Raw genomic sequence first — 17,358 nt, forward strand, 5'->3', positions numbered from 1 at the left:
TAGTCAATTTTTTAGCGATAAGGTTGCAAGCATCGGCGGATCTCACCAGCTAACGCCGCGCGCTGATGCACGGGTACAAAAGTGCCGAAGCGCACCTTGGTTTCACCACATCTCACATCCAAATCGCGCCGTCTCGATTCAGACATGTCAATCGATACCCACGCTGAGTTGAACTCGTATCGCTTATGGTCCAACCCGTTCCAGCTCTCAATGATCAACAGCCCGGGCATCAGCCGAATACACTGGGCATCCGCTGCATGTCGTGCGTAGACCAAGAACGCAACTGCAATACCGGCTAGGTAGATCGCACAGACAGGCGGCACGAGCCATGCCCCTCGCCACGCGCAGAAGGTCGACAATAATCCGGAGATACATACGAACGAAACGTAGACGCCCACAAACTGCGATGGCTTTAACGCGCAGTTGCGCTTCAAAGACCATTCACGCAATACGACCGGCGGCTGGGCGCACATGCTGCCTCCCTGTTCCATGACCGACCCCGTTGATTTTCTACACAAGTGGCGCTCAGGCCAGCAAATGGGCGATCGCATCTCGCTCCGCCGCCAACTCACTCACGGACAGCGCGATCTTTTCTCGCGCGAAGTCGGTTAGTTCAAGCGAAGACACGCGCTCGTAGCGCCCCTTCGCGCAAAGCACGGGAACGCCAAACATCAAGCCCTCTGGAATGCCGTAAGAGCCGTCGGACGGGATTCCCATTGATACCCATTGGCCGTTGCTGCCTCGCACCCAGTCGCGCATCTGGTCGATTGCCGCGTTAGCCGCTGAAGCTGCCGAGGAATGGCCGCGTGCTTCGATCACCGCGGTGCCTCTCTGTGCCACCGTCGGAATAAACAGCTCGCGGTTCCATTGCTCGAGTGCTTCGCTTTGAATCAATGCTCTGCCATCGCGCGTGACGAAGCGGTAATCGGGAAACATTGTTGGTGAGTGATTACCCCACACAACCATTTGGGCAAGCACAGGCGTGGTACATCCGAGGTGCGCCGCAAGCTGCGAAAGGGCACGGTTGTGATCGAGCCGGATCATCGAGGAAAAATTCTCTTGAGGCAGATCAGGCGCCGATTTCATCGCGATGTACGCGTTGGTATTGGCCGGATTGCCGACCACAAGTACTTTCACGTCTCGCGATGCAACTTTGTTCAATGCTCGGCCCTGCGTCTTGAAGATTTCCGCGTTGGCTGCGAGCAGATCGGCACGCTCCATACCTTTACTACGAGGCCGCGAGCCAACAAGCAGTGCGTACTGAACATCGTTGAACGCGCGTATCGGGTCGTCCGTTATCTCTACCCCTGCAAGCAAAGGAAAGGCGCAGTCTTCCAGCTCCATAACAACACCCTGGAGCGTTGCCTGAGCCTGTGGCAGGTCGAGCAGGTTGAGGATCACCGGCTGATCCGGGCCCAACAGATCGCCATTGGCAATACGAAATAGCAAGGAGTAACAAATCTGGCCTGCGGCGCCAGTCACCGCGACTTTGACAGGAAGTTTTTGCATGATGTTGTCCTTCAATCAAATCAATTATTCAGAGGCGCGTCGAGCAAAGACGAACGAACTACATTCAGATCAGAATTTCACTTGTTGGGCTTAACGAGACAAGGCGCCTGAAAGAGGTTGCCGTGCCACATTCCCTTGAGCGTTTTGCTCACCACGATCAACCAGAATGCGATCAGTGCGACCGTCAGGACGGTGCCGATAATCGCGAACGGAAAGAACTGGGTCAGGCGATAAAGCGTGAACGTCGTTGCGGTGTACACGCCAATGGGAAATGTAAAACCCCACCATCCCATGTTGAACGTCATGCCTTCGCGCTGATATCGAATAGTGAGAATCACAGCGATCACGAGCCACCAAACGCCTACGCCCCACAGTAGCAAGCCACCGAGCAGACCGAAATCTCTCGCAGCGACCGCCACTTGAGCGAGCGGCGTGCCGGCGAAGGCTGCAGGAGCGGCTTGCCCGAGTAGCAACAAGCCAAGGCTTCCGGTACCGATCGGACCCAGCGTGAGCCATGACGAGGCAGCCATATCGCGATGCGGCAACTTGTGAAGCGCGAGACGCAGGAACACGATCGTCAGGATCGAAAACGCAAGCGGCACCGAAATCGCCCACAGCACGTAGCCTGTTCCGACCAGCAACTGCGCGGCGCTATGCGAAAGATGCGGCGCAAGCACACCGGCACTCGACGCCGTCACTTCAGGGGCCACGATCGGCAACAGCCAGACCGCCGTCATTTGTTCTGTTGAATGCTTTTGCGTCGTGAACATCCGATAAGGCACAAGGCAAGCAATCGATACTGCCAATCCCGCATCGATCCACCACAAAGCGTGCGCCGTGCTCAGTGCCCCTGGGCCGAACAATTCGACGCCAAATACACTCAGGCCATTGACGATCGGGATCAAGCCCATCGGGATCGCACCTAGAAACATCGACTGGATCGGATGGTCGAGCATCGGCTTGACCGTCTCCGAAAACCAGATCAATCGGCCAAGAAAAAGCACCGAGAAAAGGGCGAAGAATAGGCTGTCGATCATCCACAGGGCTTCGGCGACCCGATGCTGGCCCGGAAGTTGGAATGGCAAGGCGAGCAAGATCAGAAATACAATCCCCGTTCCCATCGTCAGCGCGAACCAGTTAGGTGTGAATTGCCGAACAACTTCTCGATTACGCGAGACATGCCTTAATGGGGCGAAGCGGGACTTTGTTGGTTTGCCGGTAACGGACTGGTGTGCCATCGACGTTCTCCAAATTTTTGCTGCTTGGGTGGGTGCTTGACGCACCCCTCGTGCCATGCATGCAGGATATGGGAGAGCGGCATATAATAAAAATACATAATAGGCATCCCTCATATATCAAAATGTTATGAATTTCACTCATCTTCTTGCATTTTACGAAGTGGCACGTGCTGGCTCGATCAGCGCGGGGGCCGAGAAACTACGCGTGAGCCAACCTGCGGTCACGCGCGAGATCAGGGAGCTGGAAGAGCGCTTGGGTGTGACGCTCTTTGATCGTCTGCCACGCGGTGTGGCATTGACGCAAGCGGGCGACGCATTGCAGGCGTACGCGGAACGCATATTTGCTCTTTCGGGGGCGGCAGAGCTGGAAATTAAGGAACTGGCCGGCCTTAGCGCGGGTCACCTGTCCATCGGCGCAAGCGCCACGGTAGGGGTCTATCTTGTTCCGGAAACCATCGCCATCTTTAACGCGCGTTTTCCCAAAGTAAGCGTCGAACTCACAGTTGCCAACACAGAACAGGTTGAAGAAGGCTTGTTAGCACACGAGTTTTCGCTTGGATTTATCGAGGGGCCTTACGACGATAATATTTTTGAAGCTAAGGAGATTGGAGCAGATGAAATTGTCGCCGTTGTAGCCGTTGGGCATCCCCTTCTTAGGCGAAAGGTATCCGCCCGCGACCTTGCGTCCAAGCGTGTGATCATGCGTGAACCGGGATCGGGAACACGCGCCGTTGTTGAAAAGGCTTACGCAGCTCGAGGTCTGATAATTGAGCCGGTGATGTCAGTCAGTAACACCGAAGCGATTAAACGCATGCTGCAATCCCAGCAATCGATTGGATACGTCTCATCGTTGAGCGTGAGAGACGAGATCAGGCGAGGCGACCTCGCGACGCTGAGCGTCAAAGACCTCCATATAAAACGAGAACTTCACGTGTTGTGGCTCAAGGGCCGGTCATTCTCGCCAAGTACGCAGGCCTTTCTTGAATTGAGCCTCCAGCAAACTGCTTGAACTTTCCGCATCGGCGATGAGCGAGCAGGTACACGTTAATCTGCTTCGCCGCACTGCAAACCAATGAGAAAAACAATGTTTCTGATATGCCTATTTGGTATCGTTAATATTAAATAAAAGCATTTTTATTAAGGCGCTGTAGCGCATATTCTGGTTTGTAGCGGAGATAGCAGATTTTTCTGTACCGGCAAATCAGACACCTTCAAAAGGCTTGGTATAGCAGACGCTTCGCAGCGCTTGCACCTCCATTCAAAAACGCAGGGGAAGACAATGGCACATGCAGAACATTTAGCACAAGACGCAATTCGTCGGACAGTCAACAGTTTTTATCATGCGATCGAGCACCGGGACATGAACGCGCTGAGAGACGTCGTGACGAACGATTGGCAATATATCGCGTCCGCGACTATGCCCTCGACCGGTGTAGATGAGATGGCCGCGGTGTTTGAATCGATGCAGCGTGCGTTGCCCGATATGGAAATCCACGTGCTCGATGTGCTTGTCAATGACCGGATGGTGGGCGTGCGCGCGCAAGTCGAAGGCACCCAGCACGGCGAACTCATGGGCATCAAGCCAGCGTCAAAGCCGATTGTCTTCGCGGTGCATTCCTTTCACCAGATACGCGACGGTTTGATCGAAAAGACCTGGCATCTCGAAGATTGGATGGACTGTTTTCGCCAGATTGGATCGCTTCCTCCGGGCATTCAGAAGTAGCGTTGCGTTTAGTTCACGAGGACCGCACGGGAATGGTGACACACATGCTGCTCAGTCCAAACCCCACTTCACATGAGAAGAAAACGACCTTATCTTGTATGTGCCCCGACATTAGCAAGGGGTGCCGCGGTGTGAATGGCATACCTAATTGATATAGGTGCCATTGCAATAAGGCATTTGGATCATATTATTACGGGGGATACACTCAGCTCGTAGCGTCTAGACCATGCCGCGGATTTACGATTGCCGACTGATTCGTGGCGTCGGGCTGAAAAGACAAATAAAAACCAGGAGACAGTGATGGCGAGTGACCACGATACCGACCGCGTGCGGCGCACAGTGCTTCACACATTGACGAGCAGCGGACTTGCGTTGACGCTTGGCGCCGCGACCCGCGCCTGGTCGGCGCAACCAGTAACGCTGCCCTTTCAAGGAGGGGAGCGCGACATCACAAGCTCGTTTCCTCAAAAAAAGGAGATGCTTCTGTTGCGCACCCGCCCGCCGTTGCTTGAAACTCCGTTCTCCGTGTTTGATCAAGGCGTGTTCACGCCAAACGATCAGTTTTACGTGCGCTGGCATTTGGCCAATATTCCGACCACCATCGACGGCGCTTCATTTCGCCTGAACGTCCACGGACAAGTGCGCACGCCTCTGGTTCTCAGCCTCACCGACCTCGTTACGAAATTTGCTCCGGTACAACTCGCAGCGGTCAATCAATGCTCGGGCAACTCCCGCGGCCTTTTCGACGCACGCGTTCCGGGGGCGCAATGGGGTAACGGCGCGATGGGCAATGCCCTTTGGACCGGCGTACGTCTGCGCGATATTCTTGACCGCGCTGGCATGAAACGCGGTGCCGTTCAAGTGCGCTTTAACGGACTAGAAACTGGGATTTTGCCGACAACTCCTGATTTTATGAAATCGCTCGACGTCGATCACGCGCGTGACGGCGAAGTCATGATTGCGTATGCAATGAACGGCAAGCCTTTGCCGCTTCTCAATGGCTTTCCTCTTCGCCTGATCGTGCCTGGCTGGTACTCGACCTATTGGGTGAAGATGCTCGACAACATCGAGGTCCTCGACCAACCCGACGGTAACTTCTGGATGGCGAAGGCCTATCTCATTCCCGATACTCCTCATGCCAACGTAACGCCGGGACAAACCGACGTGAAGATGATACCGATCAACCGCATGGTTCCGAGATCGTTTGTCACGAATCTGACGGATGGCCAGCACGTTCCTGCAGGCAAACCACTTGTCGTGCGCGGCATCGCGTTCGGAGGGAATGCTGGAGTCCGCAGCGTGCAAATCTCCGATGGAGCCAACGCGCCCTGGCGTGAGACGCGTCTGGGCCACGACCACGGAAAGTACAGTTTTATCCAATGGGAGACGCGACTGACACCCAAAAACGGTCCACTTACATTGAGGGTAAAGGCGACGAATACGAGCGGTATTGCCCAACCCGACACCGCGAACTGGAACCCTGCCGGGTTCATGCGTAACGTCGTTGAGTCAATCACCGTGACAGCTTCTTGAGGAGGGCGTCATGAGATCCATAATGCTCGCCTTCGCGGCGGTTGTCTTGACCTCACATGTGTCAATCACGCTCGCGGAGCCCTCGCCGAAGGCCTTATCGCCTGCAATTTTGAACCGAACGGTGACCGCGACGCTACCCGACAGTCAGCACATATTTCCGCCCGGCGCAGGTGCCGAAATTGCAAACTCGCAATGCATGATCTGCCATTCGGCCGGCATGGTGACACGTCAGCCCCCGCTGTCGATGAGTGTCTGGAAGAGTGAGATCAACAAGATGCGCACCGCGTACGGCGCTCCAATGCCCGAAGATCAAGTCGACGCACTAGCGAAATATCTGACAACGGTAAATGGCAAGCCTTGAACTCGATTTTTATCTACGTACCGCAAAAGAGTCGCGCTGCAGGCGCGATATCGAAATTAGAATGAGGAGTCCAGCATGCAATCGTCCCGTCGCCAGTTCATTGTTTTAGCAGCCTCAATCGCTTCATCGGCGGTATTTCTTGGGAAAGCCCAGGCGGCGAGTGCTGTGGTGGAGAGCGACCCGACGGCACAGGCGCTCGGGTACAAAGCGGACGCATCCCAAGTTGATCACGCTAAGTTCACGAAATACCAGACGGGGCAGGCGTGTGCGAACTGTCAGCTCTTTCAGGGAAAAGCCGGCGACGCAGCAGGTCCCTGCCCGATATTCGCCGGCAAGGAAGTCAGCGCCAAGGGTTGGTGTAGCGCGTATGTCAAAAAGGCATAGTTGAACCGCCTCGGATTTGATGGAGGCTCCAACTCTTGAGAATGGAGCCATGAGCAAGCCAAGCCAATTTTCCCCCGAAGTCCGAGAGCGCGCCGTTCGTCTGGTGCGCGAGCAGCGTGGCGAGCATCCGTCACTGTGGGCAGCTGTTGAAACCATTGCGCCGATGATCGGTTGTTCGAGCCAGACGCTATTGGGCTGGGTCAAGCGTGACCAGATCGACAGCGGCGAGCGCGAAGGTGTGAGCACGTCGGAACACGAACGCCTCAAGACGCTGGAACGTGAGAACAAGGAACTGCGCCGCGCCAACGAGATTCTGAAGTTGGCGAGCGCGTTTTTCGCCCAGGCGGAGCTCGACCGCCGTCTGAAGTCCTGAAGGCCTTCGTCGATCAACATCGCGACACCTTCGGGGTCGAGTCGATCTGCAAGGTCTTGCGGATTGCCCCGTCGGGCTATTGGCGTCATGCCGCACAGCTTCGCGATCCGTCGCGGCGCTGTGCTCGCGCGATACGCGATGAACGTCTGCAACCCGAGATCAAGCGTGTCTGGCAGGCCAACATGCAGGTCTACGGCGCGGATAAGGTCTGGAAGTAGATGAACCGGGAGCGCATCGAGGTAGCTCGCTGCACCGTTGAACGATTGATAAGGCGACTGGGTTTGCGTGGCGTGATGCGAGGCAAGCGTGTTCGCACGACGGTCCCCGATGCCTGCGCCCCGCGCCCGCTGGATCGGGTCAATCGCCAGTTCAACGCTTCGCGGCCAAACCAGCTTTGGGTCTCGGACTTCACCTACGTCTCGACGTGGCAGGGCTGGCTGTACGTCGCGTTCGTGGTCGACGTGTTCGCTCGGCGGATCGTTGGCTGGCGCGTCAGCACGTCGATGACCACGGACTTCGTTCTGGATGCGCTTGAACAGGCGCTTTACGCGCGGCGACCAGGCGACGACGGAACGCTGATACACCACTCCGACAGAGGTTCGCAATACGTCAGCATTCGCTATAGCGAGCGGCTCGCCGAAGCGGGCATCGAACCGTCGGTCGGCAGTCGGGGCGACAGCTACGATAATGCCCTCGCTGAAACGATCAACAGCTTGTACAAGGCTGAACTGATTCATCGCCGCACCTGGAAAACACGCGAGTCCGTCGAGTTGGCAACGCTGGAATGGGTGGCCTGCTTCAATCACCATCGGCTGATGGAACCGCTCGGCTATATCTTGCCCGCTGAAGCTGAGGCAAACTACTACCGGCAACTTGAAACATCTGCCGTTGAACCCGCATTAACTTAAACCAACCAGCCTCCACAATTCCCGGGGCGGTTCATAGTAGGTTTCCAACGCCACGAGGCCCTTCAGAGCCGCGCGACGGTATCCCATCGGCCCCAACTCACGTGATCGCGGCGCGGTTAGACAGTGGTAATCTAAATGCCCGTGGGTGTTTCCGCGGTTGCTACGAGTTCGAGGTATATGGACGGCGCGTCTACAAACGGACATTGTTACTGTCGTAGCGACAGTAGTCCCTGATGAAAGACGCGCGCCAAAGGCTCCATTCGTACAGCGGATATCCGGACTTCTTAGTCCCGTTCATCCCAACAACATGAGCGAGCATTCGTCGGCGCAGGTCCAACCTCTTTACTCATCAACAACTGCACGTCACACCATGCGGGAACAGCCAACCTCACAAGCAATGGCACACAGGCTCTTGCCCTGCTAGTGCAATATCCTGAACTGCATGTATCCCTCGTACGAGATCATCGCCGCTTAAAGCGGCTATTATCCCTTCGTCGAGGTGTATCAACTCTTTAACGCCGACGGTGTATCAATTTACGGGTGCCGATGACACTTGTTCGACTTCACCGAAACGAGCGTTCGCCTTCCCCAAAATCCGCGGGGAGTCGGCATAACGAGTGCGAAAACCAAATAAGGCCGATTGCCGTTAGGAGGGGAAACTGGCTCTTCGCGGGTTCAGCTCGCGCGGGCCGGCGTCAGGCCGCCGTGATGAGTCTTATCTAGTTGGCGAAGCTTAATGGGCACGCTCCCTATGCCTATCTGAAAGACATCCTGAGATGCCTCCCTACTCAGCCCGCCAGCCGGCTTAGCCGTTGCCGCATCTCTGGCAGTCTAAGCTTCAACAGCAGACTGAGGTCGGCTGCCGACCATTGGGTTCGCCGGGCCCTTACTGTGGGGCGGCTCCTCGGCTCGATGAGTGGTACCGCTCTGAGCCAGGAGTCGAGTAGTCGTGGTTGACCATCCAGTGGCGGCGATGATTTGGGGCGCGTTTGTCGGAAGATTTGGGCCGATACCGGAAAGGATGTGTTTCTATCAGTACCGGGTGCCGAATTACCCAAGCAGCGCGTGGGTTTTCATTCTGTGGAAGTTGGTGAACGACACTATGGGGTGTTCGGGCTACAGCAGTCGTCTCGGTTTGTACAACTCATCTTGGCGGTCACTTTTTACATTTCGATTGTCGCTGCAGCGATTGTTGTGGAAACTCTCCTCAAGGCGCTAGGGTGGTCGCCGCAAGAGCATCGTACAGCCCTCGTGAGCACAGCAATCAAATTTAACTACACGTCGATACTCGATATTATTTGCGGGGTCGTGTTCATCGCCCTGAGCATCGTATTTTTTAAACCGGCGGTCCCCAAATGATACGCATGATGGCAGACGGTCCGGCCCAAGACGGTAGCCACCGACACGCTGCGGATCGGGATGGCGCGGGTTTGCAATCCGGCGGTGGATCTGCGTCACTATCACGTCAAACGAATTTGACGAAAGTGCTTCCCTCTTTTAGCGACGCGCTTGCAGCACGGATGTGTAAAACGGTTTCAGGCTTCTCCGTGCTCGTCCTTACCGATCGACAGCTGCTCGGGTGAATCAAACTGGAAGCGCGGCACGTCGAGGTTTTGTGGAGCGGGTTTATTTTTAAATACCCGACCCGCGAGATCGTAGGTCGATCCGTGGCAAGGGCACAAGAATCCGCCGGGCCAGTCATTTGGCAGATTGGGTTGAGGACCGCTTTGGAACCGTTGGCTTGGTGTACAACCGAGGTGGGTGCAAACGCCCATCACGACCAGGAAATTCGGGTGGGCGACACGCGAGCGATATTGGTTAGTACAGTAAGTTGGCAGTGGCATCGTAAATGGATGCGTGCTGAATGGGTCGAGGACCATTTCATTCGCTGCTACGACCTCCTTCAGCATCCGCTCAGTGCGATTCACGACGAATACGGGCATACCGCGCCAGGCAACGGTCGTCATTGTGCCAGGGGCGATCTGACTCAGGTCAACGGACACCGAAGCACCTGCAGCGCGCGCTTTCTCTGAAGGTGCGAACGAGTCGACAAATGGGACGACCGTTGCGATGCCTCCCGCACCGCCTAAAATTGAGGTAGCAATCAACCACCGCCGCCGGTTCGTATCGTCGCAGCGTAGCAGCGAGTTTTCAACAACGTGGTCCATGATTTCATACCTCTCAGTTAACCTGAATGAGGGGAACGCGGGTGAATCGCAAAGCGTATGCGGGACGAGTCAGCGCGTAGGGTGCACTAAGCATCAACACGCGCCAACCGCAAGCGGTTCTCAGTTATGAGCATAGGTCTTGTTTAAGGTGATTTGTTTATTACGATACATCTGGCGAACCTTGTTCATAAAAAGCGCGTCAGGCGTCTTCTTGCACTCGGTTATGATTTCATCGACGGGGTGTGCGGTATCGAGGATTAACCTGTCTTTTTCGCTGACGCCCAGCTTGTCGACGCCGGCTACCCAATAGACAAGAGCTGGCCGATAGGCTTCATCCGTCGTTACAAACTCGTTGCATTTCATTTTAGACGGAGAGACCTCTTTGGGTGTTTGTGCGACTGCGGTACTGGCCAAGACCGCACCGCAGAGGGCGAGGAGAACGGGAGTTAATTTCATCATGTAATCCTAATTTAAGAGTTAGTTGACTCGCATAAGGACGCCAGTCATCCGAGATAAGCCTTTGTGAAGGAAAAGATTTCCCGTGCCCTATTTAACGTGTATTGGACATACGTTAGCAATTGTTAAGGGGGCGTCGACCTAATTAGATTAGGTCGGCATTCTTAAATCAAGCTTATGCGAGAGGCGCCAATGCCAAAATCATCAACTGCCGAGCAGGCTATGGTTTACACCAGCATCTCGACCTGCTGCAGATTAAGCGCATGTTAAGACTGAGCGGCTAGGGTGGTGATAGCGGGTGTAGTGAAGTAGCCCGATGTGAGCTGTAGCGTGCTGCGGCTCTAAGAATCGTAGAAGCATTGAAAGGACTGAAATGGCTTTACATATCAGCGCAGATTTGCTGTTCGAGGATAGACTCTCGCATCGTGCCGGGCGTCGGGCATTTGCGGCTCGACTGGACCGCTCTCTGAAGCAAAATAATATGTCGTCCGCGCAGGCAGCCAGGCAGATCGGCGTGACAACACAAGATATCTCTTACTGGCGTGCCGGCATTACCGCACCGGGGCGAATAGCATACCGACGACTTTCGCGATTGCTGAGCGTCGACGCATTCTGGCTGTGCCTGGGATTTGAGACCGAACGGTTCGCTAGTTAGCGCTCTGGACATTGCGATCTCCTAAACCCGGTTACGCGCCGTAACTGTGCGCGCAGTTGCATTTTTGATCCGTTCGGCATCTCTAAACACCTACTCGATCGCCCAAAAAAAATGCCCATCGGGATCTTGAAACAAGAAGCTCAATTCTCCAGAAGGCGCTCGGATAAGTCGCGACGCCATTCCCAGGTTCGTTGCAAGCCTGCTCACGTCGCTGCATTGGATGACGATTCTGTCGCTGGCAATGTCGGTGGATTCTGCCAGCGCGTGGGTTGCTGACGCAACTGGGTGTCGATACGCGAGCAACTCAAGATGCGGTGACGCGACCGATGCCGTTTGCAAAGAGACGACGTCGACTATCGGGTGATCGAGATCGTCCAATGATCCTTGCTCGCTTCCAGAATTGGTTTGATATGCGCTCATGATCAGGTCCAGCAAGGCCGTATAAAAAGCCATGCTCGACGGTGCGCTGGATACGGAGATCGCGGTATGGTCGATCCCGGCTCGGACTTCAGATTGGCCGCCTTCGGCGGCAGGCTGCAGCAATTCGAGCGGGTGGCCATCCGGGTCGCGAAACTTGAACGCGGTAACGCCGCCGCTGCTATCAGGAAGACGGACCGGCGCCGGATATGAATCGGGACTGCGCGAAATCGCCTTTGGGCGAGCAGAGATGCTGTCTTCACAGTAAAGCCGCTTGAGCGCGGTATCGATGTTCGCGCAACGTAGGGCCAGATGTTGAAATGCAAGATCTGCCGAGGTGCTTGGCGACGGATAGGGGCGCGCGTTCGGACCAGCCTCGACAAGTTCAAGCTCCTCGTTGCCGAGGCTTAAACGCTGTACCTTGACATTACATGCGCCCATCCCGAGTTCAGCCGCAAGCAAGCGTTCCATATAAAATGCCGGGCCGTTTAATTGAAAGTCGAGGCGATCCCGGTAGAACAGAGTGCTACGCTCAAGGTCCACGACATTTCGGCTGATTCGTATGATCTGGGTGACGAGCGCAGATGTCATGGGCGCTGGGCTCCTCGCTGGTTGGTATAGATCGCAAACAACGAATGCGACGCGCAGATAAACAAGCGGCTTCGATTACGTCCGCCAAACGTCAGATTGGACACGGCGTAGGGGACACGGATCTTCCCGATCAATTCGCCTGACGGTGCAATGCAGTGCACGCCGTCCGCTGCACTCGACCACACGTTGCCGTCCTCATCGCACCGGATACCATCGGCAAAGCCAGGATCGATCTTATGAAAGATACGCGGCTCGCCAAGCGATGCGCCGTCGACGCAGACTTCCAGCAAGGCGATGTGTTGCACCGGTGCTGGATCGAATTGCAGGCCACTTTCACAGACGTAGAGGCGCGTTTCGTCGGGTGAGAAACACAAGCCGTTGGGTCCCGCGAATCGCTCCGAGACGACGCTGAGTTCTCCCGTATCGGGTATCAGCCGATACACGCAAGCGGGACGCTCCGACCCCTGCTTGCCGCCCTCGTAGTCCGTCTGGATGCCGTACGGCGGATCGGAAAACCAGATTGTCCCGTCGCTCTTGACGATCACATCGTTAGGCGAATTCAAGCGCTTTCCTTCGTAGCGATCCACCAGCACGACGACGCGTCCATCCAGTTCGGTACGGGTAAATGCAACGGTCTCGATGAGAACATCCGATCAGCCGCCCTTGCAGATCGCGCGTATGTCCATTGGCGAATCCAGACGGTTGCCTGAACACGCTGATACCGCCGTCCGGTGTCCAGCGCATAATGCGATCGTTGGGCAAATCGCTGAATAACAGGCACTCCTGATCCGCGAACCAGACCGGTCCTTCAAGCCATCGAAAGCCGCCGGCCAGCAATTCGAGTGGCGCGTTGGGGAGGACCATCCGCTTAAAACACGGGTTTATGATTTCCACCTCCGGGCGCGTAGTCATGCGTCACCGGCTACCGGAAGTGTCCCGGGCGATGGACCGGATCGACGTGCAATTGAACGGTCATGAGGACGGCCGGCTCATCGCCAATCGTGCCCGAGCGATGACCCTTGCGGCCATCGGCACCGTCGGCGCTGCCCTGGTCCTCTCCCAGCGACAGATCGCCCGGACCCATTTCAATACGCGTGCCGTCCATGGACTCGACCCACCATCGCCCGGACAGAGGAACGATCCACTGCGGCGACGGATTCTCGTGCCATTCACCGACCCAGCCCACGGGCTGCACCGTAAAAACGACAGTCGCGTCCGAGCGCTCCTGTTTGTCGTTCCATTGCGGCGCCGCGTTGCCTACGCCCTTCAGATCGAACTTATCGAGCTCGCAGCGCACTTGATGACTCACGCCTGCGTCGTCCGTCCATAAGTGCCAGTAGCCGATTCTCGGGGACGAGTCTTTCGATTCGGAGGATGACATGAAGATTCTCACGAAATAGAGGGGTCAGGGCTGCGCATTGCTCGCAGAACCGGATGACGACGGCATGGACGCAGCGCCTGCATACGGTGCTGAGGATAACGGATGATTCAGCACCGACGATGCGCTCACCGGTATCCCGCCGATCACGAGCAAGAGCAGCCCGCCGACCAGACCGAAGTTCTTCAGGAAATCCCAGAAGTGGCTTCGTCCTTCTCCGGGTTTGGACCAGAAGTGCGGGTACTTCCAGAACGGGTGATAAAGGAGGGCGGTGACGGCACAAAATCCCGCAAGCACGAACGCCGCCAGCCGGTCGTGCCAGCCGATCACGATGCAAACGGGCGTTAAGAACTCCACGACGATGGCGATCACGATCAGTACGGCGCCGCCAGGAAGGAAGGATGACGTAGCCTGCTGCATCGCTTCCTTCCAGTGGACGATCTTGTCGAAGGCGCTGAACGGAAACATGATCACGAGACAGAACCGGGCGATCAACGGGATGGCAATTAGATTGAGAAAATTCACGTTCAATCCTTTTGGGCGAGCGTCATGCGGCCACCGGCGTCACGCCCAAGCGCACGCCGATATGGTCAGCGACACGCAGCGCGTTGGCGATGATCGTCAAGGTCGGATTGACTGCGCCAATCGATGGAAAGAAGCTTGCGTCGGTGACATAAAGATTGTCGAGTTCGTGCGCCTTGCAATTCATATCGAGCACCGATGTGGCCGGATCGGTGCCGAAGCGCAGCGTACCCGCCTGGTGAGCTGTCCCGCCGATGGGGATATTCTTTCCCAGGTACAGCTTGCGTTCCATCATCGTCGCATGAGCGCCCGCATCGGCGAGGAGTGTTTCGAGTTTCTTCTTCAAACGGTGATGGGCTTCCATGTTGCCTTCCTCGATATCGAGCACGACGCGCTCGCCGTCGTAGCGGATGCGATTCTCGGGACGCGGCAGGTCTTCCGTCGACAACCAAAAGTCCATCGAATGACGCGCCATGGTTTCGAATGGCATTTCCGGGAGCCATTCGAGCCAGCCCGGCAGCGCCTCTCCCCGGATCTGGTCGGCGTGCGAGGTTGCACACATTTGGATCAAACCGAGCGGATATTCCCAATCGTCCGCGCCGAAATAAAAGTCGCTGATCGCGAGCGTCTTTTGGAAGACCGTGTCGTTCGCCTCGCGCATGAGCGCCATGAGTATCGACTGGTTATGACGCATATAATTGCGGCCCACCTGGTCGGAGCCATTTGCCAGGCCGCGAGGGTGTTTGTCATTGTCGGAGCGCAACAGTAAGAGCGCGGAAGACAACGCCCCGCACGCGACCACGACGATGGCGGCGGTATAGCGCTCTTCCATGCCCGCGCGCTGTACGCATACCCCCGTTACAGTCCGCCCGGACGCGTTGGTTTCAAGCCGGCTCACGTACGCCCCCGTCATCAGCGTGAGGTTCGGGTACGCCGCCAGCGCCGGATCGACGCACATCACCTGCGCGTCCGCCTTACCGTTGAGCAAACACGGGAAGCCGTCGAATGCATCGCAGCGAATGCACGTGCTTGTCGGCGTGACCTTGCCGTCCTTTTCGTCGAGAAGGATGCCGAGCGGCAGATGAAACGGATGCAATCCCGCTTTAAGCAACGAGTCGTTGAGGGACTGAATGCGGGGCTCGTGGGACACGGCAGGATAAGGGAACGGGGTACTTGCAGGGGGTTCGCAAGGATCTTCACCCCGTTGTCCGTGGACGTGGAATAGGCGCTCCGCTTGCGCGTAGTACGGCTCGAAATCGGCGTACGTGAGCGGCCACGCTGGCGATATGCCGTCCTTATGGTGCACTACTTCGAAATCGCGTTCCCGCAGCCTAAATAGCGCCGCGCCGTAGACCTTCGAATTTCCGCCAACGTAGTAGTGCAGCCCAGGCTGAAACTTGCTGCCATCGCTGCCATACCAAGTTTCTCGAGTCTGATACATGCCGTCGACGAACACCGTTTTCGAATCCCAATTCGCTGGTTCGCGCTTCAGGTAGTCACCACGTTCGAGCAAAAGAATTCGCTTACCCGTGGAGGCAAGCTTCTGCGCGAGCGATGCGCCTCCCGGGCCGCTTCCAATCACGATGACGTCGTAGTGGCTCATGGGTTCCTTGTCGATCATTAGGTGAACGCCGGTGATCGGTCAACAGCAAGCGTCCCGGCGTTACCACGGCTCTCATTCCGCAAGAAGCAAACCTGTGGGCGTTTAGTAAGCCGGGAGCGTATCGATGACCAAGCTGAAGCTTGACTACGTCGATCTGTACATGGTGCATTGGCCCGCAAGAGATATGAATATGGCGGCGGCGATGGAAGCGCTGGCCGCGTTACGGGAGGAGGGCCGAACCCGAGCGATTGGCGTATGCAACTTTAACCTGCCGATGATCCGCGAAGCAGTGAGTATCGTGGGTGCGCCAATCGCGGCGCTGCAATTGGAATACCACCCGTTTCTCGATCAATCCGCGATGCTGGCATACCTCCGAAGTCAAGGCATTCCGTTGGTCGCGTACGCACCTCTCGCTCAAGGGCGTGCCACAAAAGATGAAACGCTTGAGCGAATAGGCAAAAAGCACGGCGCTAGCGCCGCGCAGGTGGCGCTAGCCTGGTTGCTGGAACAGGATGGTGTCGTCGCAATTCCCAAAGCGCAGCGACTCGAAAGCCAGCAGTCGAACCTCAACGCAACCCGTCTAATTCTCGACGACGAAGACCGTCAGAAAATTGCCGCCTTGCCCAAGGATCAACGCTATGTACGGCCGCCATTCGAGCCGGATTGGGACGCGGAATGAACACATGCCGCTCCAGGGCGTGCAACCTTCCTGAATCGAATGGACTCGATTCAACCCGGTACCCGGCGCATCGACGCTTAGCTAGAAAGTGCGATGCTGCCCTGAGCAGGAGCTAGGAAAATGTCATCCAATCAAGTAACACACGTGGAATTCGACGGTGTGGACGAGAAGGTAAAATCACAAATGTTCCACGTTGGCCGGTCAATTTTGAACAGGCTAATCGCGGCGGCCGTCTCCGCTGCAGTACTTTTGATTTTTGGCGCACTGCCGGGCAGCGCATCTGCCATCGATCAGCAGACCGCAACGGCAGCAGCGAGTCACTCTCCCGCAAGGACCATGAGTGACGACCTCACAAAGCGCTCCACCGAAATTCACTGGCCCAAAGGTTTCGAGCCAGCGAACGCCGATCTTTTTTCGCATAACGAGATTCACATCGACGCATCTTGCGAGCGCGTGTGGGACCAAATCGTCGACGCGAATGACTGGCCCAAGTGGTATCCAAATTCACACGACGTGCAGATCATGGGGCAAACCGGTGGTCCGAAGACGTCAGCGCTGGGAGCGAAAAGCGTGTTCCGGTGGACAACATTCGGCTTGCGTCTGGAAAGTAAGATTAAAGAATACACGCCTTACTCAAGAATAGGCTGGTACGGCTATGCGCCCGGCGCCGCCCCGAGCTTTTATCACACCTGGTATCTGAAACCGCAGGGCGGTGGCTGCCTTGTAGTGATGGACGAGGTTGGCAAAGGAGCCGATGCCACCAGGTTGCGAGAGACCGATGAAGCCTTGATGCACCGAGGTCATGATCTGTGGCTGGCCACCCTTAAGTGGGTGTCGGAAGGCGATTAAGTTCGAGCGTG

The 17,358-nt window shown here is 56.3% G+C and carries 17 protein-coding genes, 4 pseudogenes and 1 other annotated feature; of the genes and pseudogenes, 11 read left to right on the forward strand and 10 right to left on the reverse strand.

The window, feature by feature from the left end; all coding sequences use genetic code 11:
* Positions 1–11 precede the first annotated feature (11 nt).
* The 3 genes from ACRWA7_RS33490 to ACRWA7_RS33500 form a co-directional block, all read right to left on the reverse strand.
* A complete protein-coding gene (locus tag ACRWA7_RS33490; RefSeq protein WP_438397069.1) occupies positions 12–491 on the reverse strand; it encodes a DUF2244 domain-containing protein in 480 nt (159 codons plus the stop codon).
* A 34-nt stretch (positions 492–525) separates the two neighbouring features.
* Positions 526–1,509 carry a malate dehydrogenase gene (locus ACRWA7_RS33495; RefSeq protein ID WP_438397071.1) on the reverse strand — a complete coding sequence of 328 codons (984 nt, stop codon included), beginning with the start codon at positions 1,507–1,509 and terminating at the stop codon, positions 526–528.
* A gap of 77 nt (positions 1,510–1,586) precedes the next feature.
* Positions 1,587–2,747 carry a TDT family transporter gene (locus tag ACRWA7_RS33500; protein WP_438397158.1) on the reverse strand — a complete coding sequence of 387 codons (1,161 nt, stop codon included), beginning with the start codon at positions 2,745–2,747 and terminating at the stop codon, positions 1,587–1,589.
* 127 nt (positions 2,748–2,874) lie between these two features.
* Between ACRWA7_RS33500 and ACRWA7_RS33505 the strand changes: the two genes are divergently transcribed.
* The 8 genes and pseudogenes from ACRWA7_RS33505 (at position 2,875) to ACRWA7_RS33540 (ending at position 9,388) form a co-directional block, all read left to right on the forward strand.
* Positions 2,875–3,756 (forward strand): LysR family transcriptional regulator, encoded by an 882-nt coding sequence (locus ACRWA7_RS33505; protein WP_438397073.1) that lies wholly within the window; start codon positions 2,875–2,877, stop codon positions 3,754–3,756.
* 270 nt (positions 3,757–4,026) lie between these two features.
* The gene (locus tag ACRWA7_RS33510) at positions 4,027–4,470 is read left to right on the forward strand and encodes an ester cyclase (RefSeq protein WP_438397075.1); all 444 of its coding nucleotides are present in this window, start codon (positions 4,027–4,029) and stop codon (positions 4,468–4,470) included.
* A gap of 300 nt (positions 4,471–4,770) precedes the next feature.
* The gene (locus ACRWA7_RS33515; protein ID WP_438397076.1) at positions 4,771–6,003 is read left to right on the forward strand and encodes a molybdopterin-dependent oxidoreductase; all 1,233 of its coding nucleotides are present in this window, start codon (positions 4,771–4,773) and stop codon (positions 6,001–6,003) included.
* Between the two features lie 22 nt (positions 6,004–6,025).
* A complete protein-coding gene (locus ACRWA7_RS33520) occupies positions 6,026–6,364 on the forward strand; it encodes a c-type cytochrome (protein ID WP_438397077.1) in 339 nt (112 codons plus the stop codon).
* Positions 6,365–6,439: 75 nt separating this feature from the next.
* Positions 6,440–6,748: a high-potential iron-sulfur protein gene (locus tag ACRWA7_RS33525; RefSeq protein ID WP_438397078.1), complete on the forward strand. Its 309-nt coding sequence runs from the start codon at positions 6,440–6,442 to the stop codon at positions 6,746–6,748.
* 49 nt (positions 6,749–6,797) lie between these two features.
* Positions 6,798–8,029, forward strand: a pseudogene (locus tag ACRWA7_RS33530) (IS3 family transposase).
* Positions 7,076–7,192: a sequence feature (AL1L pseudoknot), on the forward strand. (Overlaps the previous pseudogene by 117 nt.)
* 609 nt (positions 8,030–8,638) lie before the next feature.
* Positions 8,639–8,842, forward strand: a pseudogene (locus tag ACRWA7_RS33535) (transposase domain-containing protein); the annotation flags it as partial.
* A gap of 210 nt (positions 8,843–9,052) precedes the next feature.
* On the forward strand, positions 9,053–9,388 hold the full coding sequence (locus tag ACRWA7_RS33540; protein WP_438397079.1) for a hypothetical protein: 336 nt from the start codon (positions 9,053–9,055) through the stop codon (positions 9,386–9,388).
* 176 nt (positions 9,389–9,564) lie between these two features.
* Here the strand turns inward: ACRWA7_RS33540 and petA are convergent, their stop codons facing one another.
* Together petA and ACRWA7_RS33550 are read right to left on the reverse strand one after the other, a co-directional pair.
* Positions 9,565–10,197: a ubiquinol-cytochrome c reductase iron-sulfur subunit gene (gene petA, locus ACRWA7_RS33545; protein ID WP_438397080.1), complete on the reverse strand. Its 633-nt coding sequence runs from the start codon at positions 10,195–10,197 to the stop codon at positions 9,565–9,567.
* Positions 10,198–10,317: 120 nt separating this feature from the next.
* Positions 10,318–10,653: an HdeA/HdeB family chaperone gene (locus ACRWA7_RS33550; protein ID WP_438397082.1), complete on the reverse strand. Its 336-nt coding sequence runs from the start codon at positions 10,651–10,653 to the stop codon at positions 10,318–10,320.
* A 373-nt stretch (positions 10,654–11,026) separates the two neighbouring features.
* Between ACRWA7_RS33550 and ACRWA7_RS33555 the strand changes: the two genes are divergently transcribed.
* On the forward strand, positions 11,027–11,308 hold the full coding sequence (locus ACRWA7_RS33555) for a helix-turn-helix domain-containing protein (protein WP_438397083.1): 282 nt from the start codon (positions 11,027–11,029) through the stop codon (positions 11,306–11,308).
* Between the two features lie 90 nt (positions 11,309–11,398).
* Here ACRWA7_RS33555 and ACRWA7_RS33560 read toward each other — a convergent pair whose 3' ends face one another.
* The 5 genes and pseudogenes from ACRWA7_RS33560 to ACRWA7_RS33580 form a co-directional block, all read right to left on the reverse strand.
* Positions 11,399–12,316, reverse strand: a complete 918-nt coding sequence (locus ACRWA7_RS33560) for a VOC family protein (protein ID WP_438397085.1) — start codon at positions 12,314–12,316, stop codon at positions 11,399–11,401.
* A pseudogene (locus ACRWA7_RS33565) lies at positions 12,313–13,228 on the reverse strand (SMP-30/gluconolactonase/LRE family protein). Before ACRWA7_RS33565 ends, ACRWA7_RS33560 begins: the two are co-directional and overlap by 4 nt.
* Before the next feature lie 10 nt (positions 13,229–13,238).
* Entirely contained in the window at positions 13,239–13,697 is a 459-nt protein-coding gene (locus ACRWA7_RS33570; RefSeq protein WP_438397087.1) for a cupin domain-containing protein, read from the reverse strand.
* 24 nt (positions 13,698–13,721) lie between these two features.
* Entirely contained in the window at positions 13,722–14,219 is a 498-nt protein-coding gene (locus tag ACRWA7_RS33575) for a DoxX family protein (protein ID WP_438397089.1), read from the reverse strand.
* 22 nt (positions 14,220–14,241) lie between these two features.
* Entirely contained in the window at positions 14,242–15,837 is a 1,596-nt protein-coding gene (locus ACRWA7_RS33580) for a GMC oxidoreductase (protein ID WP_438397090.1), read from the reverse strand.
* A gap of 91 nt (positions 15,838–15,928) precedes the next feature.
* Here ACRWA7_RS33580 and ACRWA7_RS33585 point away from each other — a divergent pair.
* Together ACRWA7_RS33585 and ACRWA7_RS33590 are read left to right on the forward strand one after the other, a co-directional pair.
* A pseudogene (locus tag ACRWA7_RS33585) lies at positions 15,929–16,498 on the forward strand (aldo/keto reductase); the annotation flags it as partial.
* Positions 16,499–16,618: 120 nt separating this feature from the next.
* The gene (locus ACRWA7_RS33590) at positions 16,619–17,347 is read left to right on the forward strand and encodes an SRPBCC family protein (protein ID WP_438397092.1); all 729 of its coding nucleotides are present in this window, start codon (positions 16,619–16,621) and stop codon (positions 17,345–17,347) included.
* Positions 17,348–17,358: the final 11 nt, after the last annotated feature.

The organism is Caballeronia sp. DA-9, assembly GCF_051615025.1.
Lineage (GTDB): Bacteria > Pseudomonadota > Gammaproteobacteria > Burkholderiales > Burkholderiaceae > Caballeronia > Caballeronia sordidicola.

Coding starts and splice junctions, on each gene's coding strand:
- ACRWA7_RS33500 (WP_438397158.1), bottom strand. CDS start 2,747: ATGGCACACCAGTCCGTTACCGGCAAACCAACAAAGTCCCGCTTCGCC.
- ACRWA7_RS33570 (WP_438397087.1), bottom strand. CDS start 13,697: ATGTCATCCTCCGAATCGAAAGACTCGTCCCCGAGAATCGGCTACTGG.
- ACRWA7_RS33510 (WP_438397075.1), top strand. CDS start 4,027: ATGGCACATGCAGAACATTTAGCACAAGACGCAATTCGTCGGACAGTC.
- ACRWA7_RS33520 (WP_438397077.1), top strand. CDS start 6,026: ATGCTCGCCTTCGCGGCGGTTGTCTTGACCTCACATGTGTCAATCACG.
- ACRWA7_RS33555 (WP_438397083.1), top strand. CDS start 11,027: ATGGCTTTACATATCAGCGCAGATTTGCTGTTCGAGGATAGACTCTCG.
- ACRWA7_RS33515 (WP_438397076.1), top strand. CDS start 4,771: ATGGCGAGTGACCACGATACCGACCGCGTGCGGCGCACAGTGCTTCAC.
- ACRWA7_RS33490 (WP_438397069.1), bottom strand. CDS start 491: ATGGAACAGGGAGGCAGCATGTGCGCCCAGCCGCCGGTCGTATTGCGT.
- ACRWA7_RS33550 (WP_438397082.1), bottom strand. CDS start 10,653: ATGAAATTAACTCCCGTTCTCCTCGCCCTCTGCGGTGCGGTCTTGGCC.
- ACRWA7_RS33495 (WP_438397071.1), bottom strand. CDS start 1,509: ATGCAAAAACTTCCTGTCAAAGTCGCGGTGACTGGCGCCGCAGGCCAG.
- petA (WP_438397080.1), bottom strand. CDS start 10,197: ATGGACCACGTTGTTGAAAACTCGCTGCTACGCTGCGACGATACGAAC.
- ACRWA7_RS33505 (WP_438397073.1), top strand. CDS start 2,875: ATGAATTTCACTCATCTTCTTGCATTTTACGAAGTGGCACGTGCTGGC.
- ACRWA7_RS33525 (WP_438397078.1), top strand. CDS start 6,440: ATGCAATCGTCCCGTCGCCAGTTCATTGTTTTAGCAGCCTCAATCGCT.
- ACRWA7_RS33560 (WP_438397085.1), bottom strand. CDS start 12,316: ATGACATCTGCGCTCGTCACCCAGATCATACGAATCAGCCGAAATGTC.
- ACRWA7_RS33590 (WP_438397092.1), top strand. CDS start 16,619: ATGTCATCCAATCAAGTAACACACGTGGAATTCGACGGTGTGGACGAG.
- ACRWA7_RS33580 (WP_438397090.1), bottom strand. CDS start 15,837: ATGATCGACAAGGAACCCATGAGCCACTACGACGTCATCGTGATTGGA.